This is a genomic window from Kribbella sp. WER1, assembly GCF_054189145.1.
Map to the genome: position 1 here is coordinate 3846526 of NZ_CM135186.1, position 13816 is coordinate 3860341.

Here is a 13816-nt window from a genome sequence, read left to right on the forward strand (position 1 = left end):
AACCTTCCTGTCGAGAACGACGCTTACTCTATGCGACCCGGGGACTACCTCGCCCCCGACCCCGGCCTGTCCTTTTCTACCGCCCGGTTCCCGGACACCGGAACTACCGGGAGAACAGCGTCCGCAGCTCCAGCGCCGCCTGGAACCGGTCCACCAACGGCCGCCCCCGCAACGCCTTCCGGACCTCGCGAACCCCTGCCCACGCGTGGTTCGTGACCTCCGGCGTCGCCCCCGCGCCCGACCACAACGCGTGATCGACGGCCTGTGCGACCCGCCCCAGCCCGCCCGCGGTCTCCGGGATGTCCCGCGCGGCGTCCACAAGGTCCCGCACCGTCATCCCAGCGGTCACCGGTACGCCGTACGCGCGCAGCCGGTCCCGCGCCTCCGCCCATGCACCGACCACGCCCGCGCTCCCGGCCCGCCGCCGACGTCGCAGCGCCCGGACGGACTTCAGCAGCGGTACGCCGATCAACCAGAGCAGCAGCAGCCCGGCCGCGACCGCGAACACCGTGGTGAGCGAGATCCGCGGCAGCCCGATCCCGCCGTCGTCGGCCCTGTGGTCCGACGGCGGTGGTACCTCCGGGTCCTGGATCTCGTTCACCGGCGGTACGGCGGCCCGCGCCTGGCTGGTGATGTCGTCGATCGAGCCGGCCGCCGCGGTCTTCCCGGTGGCCGCGTTGACGGCCGGGTCGAGCGGCCACCAGCCGACGCCGTCGATCGCCACCTCGGGCCAGGCGAACGCGTCCGAGTTGTGCACCACGTAGTACCCGTCCGCCTCGGCCTTCGCCGGTGGGCGGAACCCGACCACGAGCCGCGCGGGGATCCCGTTCAGCCGGGCAAGGACGACGTACGCCGCCGCGAACTGCGCGCTGGTCCCCGGGTCCTTGGCGACCCCTTGCTCGCCGCCGGTCCGGTCCGCGAGCAGGAACTTCTTCAGCTGCGGCCATCCGTACCCGGTCGGCTGGTTGTCGCCGACGGCGAGCGTGTAGTGCTGCCGCAGGTACTTCTCCAGCGCGATCGCGGTCTCCACCGTCGCGCGCCGGCCCTTCAGCGGGTCGAGCGACGCGATCTCCGGCGGTACCGGCGGCAGGTCGCTGAGGCCGTCCATCACGTCCCCGTCGATCCCGGCGCTGATCAGGTACTTCGCGTCGACGCTCGGCTTCCGCCAGGTCAGCCGGTAGTCGCCGGGCCGCCCGGCCGCCATCAACGACCCGCCGAGCGGTTCTACCTGCGGATCCGGCACGCCGTTGACCGTTGCCAACAGCAACTGACTGGGCAACCACGGCCCGTCCAGCCCGTCGAGCCCGACGCTCGCCGACTCCACCGTCGTCGGCACCCGGACGCCGGACGCCAGCTCGGACCCCATCCGCAGGAACGGATGGTCGGTCGTCCAGTTCGACCCGTCGAAGTCGTCCAGCGCCACCTGCCGCCAGCGATCCACCGGCTGCGACGCCTTGTACCGGAACACCACATCGTCCCGCTCGCGCGAACTCAGCCGACCGGCCAGCTCGTCCAACGGGCTGGTCTGCCGTACGCCGGGCGCCGCCGCGGACTGCACTTTCTGCAACGAGTACGGCGCCCGACCGACCGGATCGACCGCGCTGACGAGCAGCCCGCACACGATCGCGGCCACCGTCACGACCGAGGTCGCCGGCCACGGCGCGATCCGCCGGTACTCGAGGTTCTCCGGGAGCAGCAACGCCACCACGATCAACCCGAGCGCGACCGCGAGCAGTACGGCGCTCCACCCGGAAGCCGCGATGTACAACTGGCTCGCGCCGATCACGCCCAGCCCCGGGAGCAGCGCGACCAGCGGAGGCGCGCGATCGAGCAGCTCGACCGCGAGCAGGCAGGCGATCAACGTCAACAGCGGAACGAAGACGACAAGCTCCGGATCCGGCCGCGCCGGCCAGGTCGACTCCAACGTCAACCGCCACCCGGTCAACCCACGCCCGAGCGCCCGGATCGACGCCACAGTTGGCAATCCGGCCAGAGTGGTTGCCCGCAGCACCGTCTCGACGACCACAAGCAGACCGCCCACGACGATCAGGACCGGTCGCCAAGCAGCCAGCCAGTGCCGGCAGATCTCCGTGACCAGAACCGTGATCAGGCACACCGATGCCACCGGCAACCACAGGTTTCGCAGCCCGAACACCGGACCGAAACACAGCCCGCCGACCAGCACCGCTGCCAGCACCGCGATCGTCTGCCGCCGGCTCACTGCAGCACTCCCGTCCACTGTTGCAACGCCTCGCGCGCCGAACTTCCGAGCACGACCTGCGCGCTCAGGATCGGCGCGACGCCCTGCGCCTCACCGAGGCCGATCACGGTCACCGACGAGTACCGGCTGAGCAGCGGCGCGAAGTCCGTCGCGGACCCGCGCGCGCCGGTGACGACGACGATCGCACCGCCCGCGGACGCTCCGGTCGTGAGCACCCGCGGCAGCAGCCCGGCCTTGTCGTCGCGCTGCTGGACCACGCACAGCTCGTCGAGGAACATCCGCGACGCGACCGCGCCACCCGGTGCGGCCAGGTCGGCGCCCGCGGTCGTGACGAGCCGGCAACGATGCCCGGCCGTCGAGGCGGCGAACAGGATCGACGCCGCGACCTCGGTCGCCTCCTCGAACGTTGCCTCGGCCAACGGTCCGCGCCGGGTGTCGAGCAGCACGGTGAGCCGTGGCTGGTCCGGGTCGGCGTAGTCGCGGACCATCAACTGCCCGGTCCGCGCGGTGGCCTTCCAGTGCAGGTGCCGGACCTCGTCGCCGACGACGTACGGGCGGACGTCGCGCAGGTCCGCCGAGCCGCGTAGCGAGTCGTCCGCCGTCCGGCCGACGTGGTGGTGCCGCGGACGGCCCGCGACCACGGTCTTGGTCGGGTGCCGGAGCGGGTGCACCCACAGGGTCGCGACCTCGCCGGTGGCCTTGCTGTTCCGCGCCAGCCCGAGCGGGTCCCGGCGTTCCAGCGTCAGCGGGCCGACGGCGATCTTCCCGCGCCGCGACGTCGGCAGCTCATAGCGGTACGTCGCTTCGCTGCCGGGGCCGAGCCGCCGGATCTTCACCTCCTGGCGCTCCTCGCCCGCCGAGTCGTGCGCGGCGAACGCGGCCTGCCACCGGGCGCCCTCGTTCCGCACTCGCAACGTCGCCAGCGCCGGACGCCCGCGCTCGACCCGGTCCGGCGACAGCACCCGCTGCACGGTCACCTGCGGTTGCCGAACCGTCAGTACGGTCGCCGCGATCAGCGCGCCGATCCCGATCCCGGCCAGCGCCCGGAAGACGGGGTACCCGGCCAGCTCGCCCAGGACGTACGCGGCGATCGAGCCGAGCAGGACGGCGCCCCCGCGCCCCGTCAGCCTCATCCGGGCGGCCACATGAACTTGTTGGACGTGTACGTCCCGCCCGGCCCGCTCGCCTTCACGTACACCGTCTCGCCGACGCGCGAGTTGTGGAACTTCTCCTGGTCCAGGTCGCCGTTGTCGTCGGTGGTCAGCGTGTACGAGTCGTGGATCTGCTTCCCGTTCGAGTACGCGCGGAACGTATAGTCGGTGTTCGGCTCGAACCCGCGGGCATGCAGCACCATGTAATGGCAGTCGGTCTTGTCGTCGTCCGGGCAGTTCGAGTCGGTGAACTTGCTGACCTGCGGCCCGTAGCTGATCGACAACTTCGGCGCCCCGGACGTGCCGGCCGTCGCGGTGATCGAGGCGGCGACCCCGATCAGCAGCTCCCCGTTGGTCCCGCGGGTCACCGCGCGGACCTCGAACGTGTACGACTTTCCGTTGTCCAGGCCGTCCCAGGTGTACTGCGTACCCGGGGCGGTCTCGGGGTCGCCGTTCTGCATCACGCTGTAGCTGATCAGCGTGCCGCCGTTCAGGTTCGGGCGGCGCCAGGTGAGGGTCACCTGGTTGTCGCCGGGGGTCGCACGCAGGCCGGTCGGCGCCGCGGCCGGGGTCGCCTTGACCGGCGGCTTCGGCTTGGGCTTCGGAGTCGGCTTGGGCGTCGGCTTCGGTTTGGGAGTGGGCTTCGGGGTCGGCTTGGTCGTCGGTGGTGGGGTCGGCTTGGCAGGTGGCGTGGTCCGGCGCACCGGCTTGTGGGTGGCGGGCGGTTCGGTCCGCTCCGGCGGCCGGGTGGTGTGTTTGCCCTGGTCCCCGTGGTCGGTATTCGCGGGCGGCTGCGTCGCCTGGGTCCGCGGCGGACGTGTGGACGGCGGCGTCGAGGGCGGGGGCGAGGGTGGCGTCGACGCGGGCGTCGCAGGCTTCTTGGTCTTCGCAGGCTTCTGCGGGCCGACAGCTTGGACCTCGGTGACCTCGCCGTCGTCGTCGACGACCATCGAGTGCTCGCCGGCCACGCTGTCGACGTACAACCGCTTGTCCGCGCCGCGGAACAAGGTCGGCCGGTCCTTGCCGTCCGGCTTCGCCTTCGCCGACGGCGGCGGGATCGCTTCCTCGGACCGTTCCTTGCCGTCGGCCCCCAACGTCACCAGCTTGTTGTTGGTCGAGTCAATCAACGCGACGCTGTGCCCGCTGGACGCGATCTGCGAGTACTTGCCCGGTGGCAACTTCTTCGCCACCGGCGCGGCCGGCTGCCGGTGGCCGAGTACCGGCGCGCCGTCGACCAGCCGCAGCTCGTTGTTGGCCGGGTCAACGATCGCGATCCGCCCACTCACGTCGTACGGCGCGATCAGCGACGCGGGCGTCAACGGTACGTCGGGAACGGGCACGGTCCGCCCGAACCCGTCGCCGGACAGCGCCCGCAGCTCCCGCGCGGTGGAGTCGACGAACACGACCTGGTCCGACACCACGGTCAGCGCCCCGGTGTGCCCGGCGGGTACGTCGGCCGGGCAGGCGAGCCGGTCCGCGCCCATCGGCAGCCGGCAGAGCTCGCGGCTGTTCAGCCGATGCACCCAGAGCGTCCCGTCCGCGGTCACCACCGGCGGGCCGAGCGCGCCGCTGCCCGGCACCGTCACCGGGTCCTCGCCGAGCCGGGCGATCGCGCCGGCCTCGCGGTAGACGGCGTACGCGACGCCCGCGGCCTCGAGCGCGACCGGCTGTTCCGCGGCCGGTGCCGCGACCGGGTCCTCGACCTTCAGGTCGGACTTGCCGAACTCGGTGATACTGCCGCGCGCCAGCATGAACCCGTGCTTGTCGGTCTGCACGGTCTGCACGCCCGGACCGAGGCCGGGGACCGACAGCTGCCCGTCGACGGACTTGGTCCCGCCGTCGATGTGGAACACGGTGCCGAGCGTGCTGTTGTAGATCAGGTGGCCGGTCTGCAGGAACTTCATCCCGCTGGTGTTCGCGCCGGCGCCGGTGACCGCGAGCGCGGTGGTCGCCACGCAGACGAGCACGACGACGGCCAGCGCCGCCCGGGAGCGCCACACGTCTTTGACCGGCCGCATCGTCAGCTCGCGGTGGAGCCGGCCGTCGGTGCCGGTACGGCGGACAGCACCTCGTCGACGACGGACGACGGCGGGCGTTGACTCAGCTCCGCGTCCGGGGTCAGCACCAACCGGTGCGCGAGCACCGGATGCGCGACCTGCTTGACGTCGTCGGGCGTCGTGAACGCCCGGCCGTCGGTGGCCGCGAACGCGCGGGCCGCCCGTACCAGCGCGATGCTTCCACGCGGGCTGGCGCCGTACCGGACCGCGGTGTGTTCGCGGGTCGCGGCGGCGAGCTTCACGGCGTACGAACTGATCGCGGGGTCGACATGCACCGACCGGACGGCGGCGATCGCGTTCCGCAGCGCCGGTACGTCGATCACCGGGCTGAGCGAGTCGGGCCCGACCCGGCCGGTGTCGCCGAGCACGATCCGAACCTCGGCGTCGTGGTCCGGGTACCCGATCTCGATCCGCATCAGGAACCGGTCGAGCTGGGCCTCCGGCAGCCGGTAGGTGCCTTCCATCTCGATCGGGTTCTGGGTGCCGATCACCAGGAACGGATCCGGTACGGCGCGGGTGTTCGAGTCGACCGTGACGCGGCGCTCGGCCATCACCTCGAGCAGCGCGGACTGGGTCTTCGGCGTACCGCGGTTGATCTCGTCGGCGACCACGACGTTCGCGAAGATGCCGCCCGGGTGGAACTCGAAGGCCTCGGTGCCCTGGTGGTACACCATCACGCCGGTGATGTCGCCGGGCAGCAGGTCCGGGGTGAACTGGATCCGGTTCCAGCTGGCGTCGATGCTGCGGGCGATACAGCGCGCCAGCGTGGTCTTGCCGAGTCCCGGCACGTCCTCGATCAGCAGGTGGCCCTCGGCGAACAGCGCGGTCAGCGCCAGCCGGATCACCTCGGGCTTGCCGTGGATCACCTTCGCCAGGTTGTCGGCCACCAAGCGGTAGGCCTCCCCCGGCGGGATCGTTGCGCTCATGGTGGGTGACCCTACTCAGCCGTGGTCCAGCTCACGTCCAGAACCGGTCCACTACTGGACGGTAGGCAGCTGGATCTCGAAAATCGCGCCGCCCTCGTCGGCGTTGTAGACCTTCAGGTCGCCGCCGTGCGCCAGCACCACCCAGCGGACGATCGACAGGCCGAGACCGGTGGAACCGCCGCCCGTGGTGTACGCGTCGAACAGGTCCGCGCCGACCTCCGGGGCGATCCCCGGCCCCTGGTCGGCGATCGTCACCCGGCCGTCGGCGACCGTCACCGTGATGATCGCCTGGTCCGCGCCGGGCGCCCGCCCGTGCCGCATCGCGTTGCCGAGCACGTTGCCGACCGCCCGCTGCAGCAGCGTCGGGTCGGCCTTCACCATCGTCGGCGCGGTCACCAGCGAGAACCGCGCGCCTTCGGTCGGCAGGTCCTCGACCACGCCCGCGACCAGCTGGTCCAGCCAGACCGGCTGCATCGCGAGGTGTTCCACACCGGCCGCCAATCGTGCCCGAACGAGCAGACCGTCCATGATGTCGCCCATCCGCCCGGCCAGCCGGACGGTCCGTGGCAGGAGTTCGGCGCGCTGCTCTGGATCGCGGGCAGCCGTCTCGGCCAGGGCGCGGAGCGCCGCGACCGGCGTACGAAGGTCGTGCGCGGTCTCGGCGAGCAAGGTCTCCTGCTGTTCGAGCGCGGCCATCGCGGGACGGATCGCGCGACCGGACAACCAGTAGCTGACCAGTGCGGCGGCGCCGATCAGGATCGCGCAGACAACCAGTACGGCGATCGTGAGCTGCTGGTGCCGGTCCGCCTGCGGGGTGGTGTCCTCCCAGGCGACGACGGCGCCGATGTACCGATCGCTGGAGTCCTTGAACGGCACCGCCGTGACGCGGATCGGATGCCCGTCCGCCGCTTTCCGGTCGAGGTACATGGTCCCCTTGACGCGGACCGCGTCGGCGGTGACCTCCGCCTTGATCCGGTCGTCGATCGCGAGGCAGTTGCCGGTGCTGGACTGGGGCGGAAAGTCACCTGACTTCGCCGGCATCACCACGAAGTCCGGGCAGCCGGAGGTCAGCGGATCGCCCTGGAACCGGGACGTCACGACCGCCCCGGGGTTGTCGCCGATCAGCCGCAGCACGGGCTGTACGACCACGCTCAGGTCGTTGTCGACCCGGTCACTCGCGCGCTGACCGTCGAGGATGATGATCACCGGGGCGAGCACGATCAGCGCGACCGTGTTGACCGCGGTGAACAGCACCGTCAGCCACCAGCGCAGCCGCCGCAGGCGATCGGCGGACGGGCCGCGCATGCCGCGCGCGCTCATCGCGCACGACCCGGGTCGCGGTTGTCCCGCCGGCTCATCCGGCGCCGCCCGGTGTGATCAGCCGGTACCCCTGGCCGCGGACCGCCTGGATCAGGTCCGGGCCGCCGCGCAGCCGGTTCCGCAGCCGGGTGATCGTGACGTCGACGACGTTCGACATCGGGCCGTCGCCGTCCCAGCAGTGGTCGATCAGCTCGGCCCGGGTGACCAGCTGCTCCGGGCGCGACATCAGGTACTCCAGCACGCTGAACTCCTTCCCTCGCAGGGTCAGCAGCACGCCGGCCCGGTGCACGGTCCGGCGCGCGGTGTCGAGTTCGACGTCGGCGTACCGGACGATCGGCGGGCGGATGGTCGGACCCCGGCGGACCAGGCTGAGCACCCGGACGATGAGCTCCTCGACCGCGAACGGCTTTCCCAGATAGTCGTCGGCTCCGCTCTCGAACCCGTCCAGCCGGTCCGGCAGCGTGGCCATCGCGGTCAGGAACAGTACCGGAACCGCGAACCCGCGCTGCCGCAGCTGCCGGACGTGCTCCAGCGAGTCCCCGTCCGGGAGCATCCGGTCGAACACCACGCAGTCGTAGGCGTTCACGAACAGCGCCTCGTCCGCGGCCGCGATGTCACCGGCCAGGTCGACGGCGAGCTTGGCGGAGCGGAGCGCCGCCGGGACGGCCACCTGGAGCTCCTCGTCGTCCTCTACCACCAGTACGCGCACGCTCAACCCCGTGTGTCATCGAAATGTCATCGTCTCCCCGGATCGTATGTGTCATGAACGGTCACGCAACGCACTCACCGGAGCGGTTGGCCTTTCGCGTGCTCGGCCCGCTGGAGGTCGACGGCCCGGACGGACACCCGCTGGACCTCTGCGGCGGCAAGCCCGCGACCGTCCTGACCCTGCTCCTGCTGCACCGCAACGCCTGGGTCAGCACCGAGCAGCTCGTCGACGCGGTCTGGGCCGGGCGGGACGTGCCGCAGTCGGCGCAGAACAACCTCAAGACGTACGTCTGGCAGCTCCGCCGGTCGCTCCCCGAGGAACGGATCGAGAGCCGCCCGGGCGCGTACCGGGTGCGGGTCCTGCCCGGCGAGCTGGACGCCGACGTCGCGGCTGCCCTGTGCGACGAGGCGCGAGACCTGCTCAGCCGCAAGGACGCAGGCCCGGCGGTACGGGTCGTCCAGCAGGCGCTCGGCCTCTGGCGAGGAGCGCCGTACGACGGGCTGACCGCCGACGCGACGTCCGCCGTCGACCGGCTGACCGAGCTGCACCGGGCGCTGCGTGAGGACCTCGCGGACGCGCAACTCCTGCTCGAACGGCCGGCCGAGGCGATTGCCGTACTGCGGGCGCTCACCGAGGAGGAGCCGCTCCGGGAGCTGGCATGGGCGCGGCTGATGGCGGCGTACCGGCAGGTCGGGCGCCGGCACGACGCGCTCGCGGCGTACCAGCGGGCCCGGACCGCGCTGGTCCGCGATCTCGGGATCGAGCCGGGCGCCGAGCTGACCGCGCTGCACCAGCAGATCCTCAGCGAGGAGTCGCCCGCGGTCCTCGCGCCGCCCGCGCCGCCGGTGAGCTCGAACCTGCCGCCGCGGGTCCGCGGATTCGTCGGCCGCGATCCCGAACTGCGGGCGCTCCGCGGCGCGACCGGCGTGCTGACGATCGACGGGATGCCGGGCATCGGCAAGACCGCGTTCGCACTCGAGGTCGCGGCCGCCTCCGGGCACGAGACCCAGCAGTACGTCGACCTGAACCGGCCCGGGTCCTTGCCAACGGCAACGGGTCTGCTGATCCTGGACAACGTCGAGCACGCCGGCCAGGTCCGGCACCTGCTCCCCAACGACCCGAACGTCCTGGTGCTGGTGATCAGTCGCCGCCGGCTCGCCGACCTCGACCGGTCCGCCGCGATCACGCTCGGCCTGCTCACCCCGGACGACGCCACCCGCCTCACCGACGTCGAGCAGATCCTCGACTGCTGCGGCGGGCATCCCGGCGCGATCCGGCACCTGGTCGAACGGCTGCGCAACCGGCAGCCGTGGACTGTGGAGCGGATGGCCGCGCGGCTGGAGGATCAGACAGCGCGATGCCAGGCGCTGGCCGACGTACTGGCGCGCTTCGACGGCGCGTACGAGGCGCTGCCCGGGCCGGTGCAACGGCTGTACCGGCTGATCGGGATGACGCCGCGGTTCGACCTCCGCCAGGCCGCCCGGCTCACCGGCTGCGGCCAGTCCGAGGCGGAACTGATGATCGACCAGCTGATGGACCTGAACCTGGTCACCGAGCCGGCGCCGGGACGCTTCGAACTGCTCCCGGTCGTCCGCGACCACGCCAACCAGCTGCTGGTCGCGGCCGGCCCGAAAGCGGAGCTGGTCGCATGAGTTCGGCCGCGTACGGCACGGCGCCGCAGCCCGACGGCGAGACGACGTACGCCGGGACCACCGCGACGCTGCCGCAGGCAACCGCGATCGGTACGCCGCTCGCGCAACCGCGGGTCCAGCAACCGCCGACGCGGACGCTGGTCGCGTCGGTCGGCACGGTCAAGCCGGCCGAACCGCGGGCGCACGCGAACGTCGAGCCGCCCGTGACCACGCCGACGGCGGACACGGTCGAGCGTCCGGACCAGGCCGTCCGGGTCGGGCAGATCATCTGCTGGCAGCTGGCCGTCGTCGCGATCGGTACCGCGACCACCGCGTCCCGGACCGTCCTGATCCTGACCTCGGTCGCGGCGGTCTCGCTGATCCTGCTGACCGCGATCCGGATCCGCGGCCTGTGGCTGTACCGATGGGTCGGCGTCCTGCTGCTGTTCGCGGTACGCCGGCGCAAGCTCGACCTCGGCGACGATATCGCGATCCGGCTGGTCAGCATGTTCCTCGGCCGCACCTCGACCGACCAGGTCGTCGTCCGCGAGCAGCCGTACGGCGTCCTCAGCCGGCCAGCCGGTGCGAGCGTCGCACTGCGGCTCGGCCCGGAGACGCAGCACCGGTTGCTGCCGCAGCTCGGGACGTTCGCGGAAGCCACGGACGAGCAGCCGGTCGGCATCGGCGTACAGCTGATCCTGCACACCGGCGTCAAGCAGCACCAGCCGCCGCGGGCCTGGATCGCGATCGCGGCCGAGCGGACGCCGGACATCGCCACCGACGAGCAGCTCCGCCAGGTGCTCGCGAACACGGTCCGGCGGCTGGTACGGCGGTTCGACCGCGAGCAGCTCGAGACGATGCCGCTCGACGAGTCCGACGTACTCGCGTCACTCGGGGCGCTCGCGCACGCGAACGCCGGCCGCGGACAGCTGCACGAACGCTGGACGTCCTGGTCCTGCGGGCCGGTCCGGCAACTGTGCGTCCGGCTGGCCGGATCCGCATCCTTGCCGGCAGCAACCACTCAGGCGTTGATCGGCACCCTGCTCGGCACCGGGACCGGCGCCGCCCAGACCATCGCCGTCACCGTCACCTCGACTTCCGCCCGCCACGACGTCGTACTGCGCCTGGCCGCGTCGCATCCGGCCACGCTCGACACGGCGTTCTCCGTCCTGATCACACTGGCCCGGTCCTTCGGGGTCGAGCCGGAACGCCTCGACGGCCGGCACGCCACCGGCGTCGCCGCCACCCTTCCCTTGGGGGTCCCACTATGACCGTAACGATGCTCAACCGGCCGTCCGGATTCCAGCAGATCCCTGCCCACGGCGGCGTCGCCGAGCTGCTCGCGTCCGCCGAGAACGAGGTGATCGCGATGGACACCCTAGCGGGCCCGACGTTCGGAGCGCGGGACGTCAAGCACGGCGTGCGGTACCGGGCGGTGTTCCCGGACCACGCCCGGACCACGCCCACCGTCGGGCGGCACCTCGGCGCGCTGTCCCAGGCCGGCGTCGCGGTCCGGACGATCCCGCAGGTACCGATGAACGCGATCGTGATCGACGGCGCGGTCGCCGTACTGCCTGCCGACACCGCGAACGGCAGCGTCGCCGTACTGCGGCTGACCAGTGTGGTCGTGACCGCGCTGGAGCTGTTCGAGCGGATCTGGCCGGACGCCGTACCGCTGGCCGACTGCGACCTGCCGGACGAGGCCGACCTGTCGCTGCGGGAGCAGGAGATGCTGCGGCTGCTGGCGCTCGGCGCGACCGACGAGGTGGCCGCCGCGCACCTGGACATCTCGGTCCGAACCGTCCGCCGGATGGTCGCGCAGATCATGAACCGGCTCGGCGCCCGCAGCCGGTTCCAGGCCGGCGTGAAGGCCGCCGACCGCGGCTGGCTGCTCGAGCGCGCGTCATGAGGATCCTGTCCGTCGCACCGGAACGGCCCGGTGCGTACCCGACCATCGGCGCCGCGCTGCTCGACGCACCCGACGGCGCCGCGGTCTCGATCGCCGCCGGGACGTACGCCGAGACGCTCGAGCTCACCGGCCGTACGGTCACGCTGCAGGCCGAGGACGGCGCGGACGTCGTACTGGACGGATCCGGGGCGGACTGGCCGACGATCCGGGCCGTCGACGGCGCGCTCACGGTCCGCGGGCTGGAGATCCGCGCGACCGACGGGATCGCGGTCTCGGCCGACCGGACCGCGCTGACGCTCACGCACTGCACCGTGACCGGCAAGACCCGCCCGGCCGTCGGCATCCACGCGACGACGGAGTTCCGGATCGAGCACTGCATGGTGACCGGCGCCGAGACCGGGATCGTGGTCGAAGGCGCCGGCGGGGAAATCCTCGACACCGTTGTCCGGGAGGTCTCCGGCGACGGGATTGTCGTTGCCCTGGGCGCCGATCCGGTGATCCGCGGCTGCACCGTCACCGGCTGCGGCGGGCGCGGCGTGTACATCTACCAGTACGGCCGGCCCGAGCTCGTCGACGTCGAGATCGGGCAGACCGGCGCCGAGGGGCTCGGGGTCGCGCACGGCAGCACGCCGGTGGTGCGCCGGCCCCAGGTCCACGACACGCGCGGACCGGCGCTGACGTTCGCGGCCGGGTGCGGCGGGACGGTCGAGGGGCTGCGTACGTCGAACACCGCCGAGCCCGCGCTGTCGCTGGCTTTGGGCAGCACGGTCGAGGTGGTGGAGGAGAGCACCGGGGCGGCCGAGAACGGCCCGGTCGACGACCTGCTCGGGGACCTCGACACGATGGTCGGGCTGCCCGGCGTGAAGTCCGAGGTACGGGCGCTGGTCGACGAGATCCAGGTCAACGAATGGCGCCGTACCGCCGGACTGTCGATCGGGGCGGTCAGCCACCACCTGATCTTCGCCGGAGCCCCTGGGACCGGGAAGACCACCGTGGCACGGCTGTACGGGAAGCTGCTGAAGGCGCTCGGGGTGCTGCCGGACGGCGGATTCGTCGAGGTGTCGCGGCGGGACCTGGTCGGGCAGTACATCGGGCACACCGCGGAGAAGACCGCGCAGGTGTTCGAGAAGGCGCTCGGCGGGGTGCTTTTCATCGACGAGGCATACACGCTGTCCCGCGCGGCCGGGAACGGCGACTTCGGGCAGGAGGCGATCGACGCCCTGGTCAAACTGATGGAGGACCACCGCGACGAGATAGCGATCATCGTCGCCGGATACACCACCGAAATGAACGACTTCCTGGCCGCGAACCCCGGCCTGGCGTCCCGCTTCTCCAAAACCGTCGAATTCGAGAACTACACCGCCGAAGAACTCCTCCTGATCACCGATCGAATGGTCACCGTCGGCGACTACCGCCTCGACCCGGCCGCCGGCGCTCCCCTCACCACCTACTTCGACCAGATAGCCACCACCCCCAACTTCGGCAACGCCCGAGAAGCCCGCCGCCTGGTAGAAGCCATCCGCAAAGCCCAATCCCAACGCCTACGCACCCTAGGCCGCCGCCCCACCACAGACGAACTCCGCTCCCTCCTAGCCACCGACGTAATAACCGCCGCCAGCTAACAGAGGTGGCTTCACCCCTCAGCCGGGCCGTCCGAGTCGTGGCAAACGGCCCGCACCCCTTGCACCGAGTCGTGAGAAGAGGCGCCAGAAACCAGCCATAATCCACGACTCGAGGACCAGGCGCGAGCCGTTCGCCACGACTCGCCAAATTCGCTGGTCAGACGGAAGTTGTCAGCGCGGACTTCGCGCGTCAGACCACGGCACATCACAGACTCGATCCGCTCTTGTACTTCGCTCTTGTACTTCGCGGGCAGGGTTCAGCGGTCGTCG

The 13816-nt window shown here is 71.6% G+C and carries 10 protein-coding genes; 4 read left to right on the forward strand and 6 right to left on the reverse strand.

The features are described from left to right. Window positions 1-103 precede the first annotated feature (103 nt). The 6 genes from ACXJJ3_RS18520 to ACXJJ3_RS18545 are packed head-to-tail and all read right to left on the reverse strand — an operon-like array spanning window position 104 to window position 8384. Window positions 104-2221 carry a transglutaminase TgpA family protein gene (locus tag ACXJJ3_RS18520; RefSeq protein WP_458171424.1) on the reverse strand — a complete coding sequence of 706 codons (2118 nt, stop codon included), beginning with the start codon at window positions 2219-2221 and terminating at the stop codon, window positions 104-106. Then, a complete protein-coding gene (locus ACXJJ3_RS18525; RefSeq protein ID WP_458171425.1) occupies window positions 2218-3354 on the reverse strand; it encodes a DUF58 domain-containing protein in 1137 nt (378 codons plus the stop codon). Before ACXJJ3_RS18525 ends, ACXJJ3_RS18520 begins: the two co-directional genes overlap by 4 nt. Continuing rightward, the gene (locus ACXJJ3_RS18530; RefSeq protein WP_458171426.1) at window positions 3351-5390 is read right to left on the reverse strand and encodes a fibronectin type III domain-containing protein; all 2040 of its coding nucleotides are present in this window, start codon (window positions 5388-5390) and stop codon (window positions 3351-3353) included. The genes ACXJJ3_RS18525 and ACXJJ3_RS18530 overlap by 4 nt, the downstream gene beginning before the upstream one ends. Before the next feature lie 2 nt (window positions 5391-5392). Beyond that, window positions 5393-6355 carry an AAA family ATPase gene (locus ACXJJ3_RS18535; protein ID WP_458171427.1) on the reverse strand — a complete coding sequence of 321 codons (963 nt, stop codon included), beginning with the start codon at window positions 6353-6355 and terminating at the stop codon, window positions 5393-5395. A gap of 51 nt (window positions 6356-6406) precedes the next feature. Further along, window positions 6407-7675, reverse strand: a complete 1269-nt coding sequence (locus ACXJJ3_RS18540) for a sensor histidine kinase (protein ID WP_458171428.1) — start codon at window positions 7673-7675, stop codon at window positions 6407-6409. Window positions 7676-7709: 34 nt separating this feature from the next. Next, on the reverse strand, window positions 7710-8384 hold the full coding sequence (locus ACXJJ3_RS18545) for a response regulator transcription factor (RefSeq protein ID WP_458171429.1): 675 nt from the start codon (window positions 8382-8384) through the stop codon (window positions 7710-7712). Between the two features lie 53 nt (window positions 8385-8437). Here ACXJJ3_RS18545 and ACXJJ3_RS18550 point away from each other — a divergent pair, with 53 nt between their 5' ends. Genes ACXJJ3_RS18550 through ACXJJ3_RS18565 form a run of 4 tightly spaced genes read left to right on the forward strand, consistent with a single transcriptional unit; the run spans window position 8438 to window position 13546 of the window. Then, the gene (locus tag ACXJJ3_RS18550; protein WP_458171430.1) at window positions 8438-10036 is read left to right on the forward strand and encodes a BTAD domain-containing putative transcriptional regulator; all 1599 of its coding nucleotides are present in this window, start codon (window positions 8438-8440) and stop codon (window positions 10034-10036) included. Continuing rightward, window positions 10033-11286: a hypothetical protein gene (locus ACXJJ3_RS18555; RefSeq protein ID WP_458171431.1), complete on the forward strand. Its 1254-nt coding sequence runs from the start codon at window positions 10033-10035 to the stop codon at window positions 11284-11286. Before ACXJJ3_RS18550 ends, ACXJJ3_RS18555 begins: the two co-directional genes overlap by 4 nt. After that, entirely contained in the window at window positions 11283-11924 is a 642-nt protein-coding gene (locus ACXJJ3_RS18560; protein WP_458171432.1) for a LuxR C-terminal-related transcriptional regulator, read from the forward strand. Before ACXJJ3_RS18555 ends, ACXJJ3_RS18560 begins: the two co-directional genes overlap by 4 nt. Then, window positions 11921-13546, forward strand: coding sequence for an AAA family ATPase (locus ACXJJ3_RS18565; protein WP_458171433.1), 1626 nt, complete (start codon window positions 11921-11923; stop codon window positions 13544-13546). The genes ACXJJ3_RS18560 and ACXJJ3_RS18565 overlap by 4 nt, the downstream gene beginning before the upstream one ends. Window positions 13547-13816 lie beyond the last annotated feature (270 nt).

What these genes read in the sequence shown, in the direction of transcription:
- ACXJJ3_RS18565 (WP_458171433.1), top strand. Translation starts at nt 11,921, where the DNA reads ATGAGGATCCTGTCCGTCGCACCGGAACGGCCCGGTGCGTACCCGACC.
- ACXJJ3_RS18540 (WP_458171428.1), bottom strand. Translation starts at nt 7,675, where the DNA reads ATGAGCGCGCGCGGCATGCGCGGCCCGTCCGCCGATCGCCTGCGGCGG.
- ACXJJ3_RS18530 (WP_458171426.1), bottom strand. Translation starts at nt 5,390, where the DNA reads ATGCGGCCGGTCAAAGACGTGTGGCGCTCCCGGGCGGCGCTGGCCGTC.
- ACXJJ3_RS18560 (WP_458171432.1), top strand. Translation starts at nt 11,283, where the DNA reads ATGACCGTAACGATGCTCAACCGGCCGTCCGGATTCCAGCAGATCCCT.
- ACXJJ3_RS18555 (WP_458171431.1), top strand. Translation starts at nt 10,033, where the DNA reads ATGAGTTCGGCCGCGTACGGCACGGCGCCGCAGCCCGACGGCGAGACG.
- ACXJJ3_RS18550 (WP_458171430.1), top strand. Translation starts at nt 8,438, where the DNA reads ATGAACGGTCACGCAACGCACTCACCGGAGCGGTTGGCCTTTCGCGTG.
- ACXJJ3_RS18525 (WP_458171425.1), bottom strand. Translation starts at nt 3,354, where the DNA reads ATGAGGCTGACGGGGCGCGGGGGCGCCGTCCTGCTCGGCTCGATCGCC.
- ACXJJ3_RS18535 (WP_458171427.1), bottom strand. Translation starts at nt 6,355, where the DNA reads ATGAGCGCAACGATCCCGCCGGGGGAGGCCTACCGCTTGGTGGCCGAC.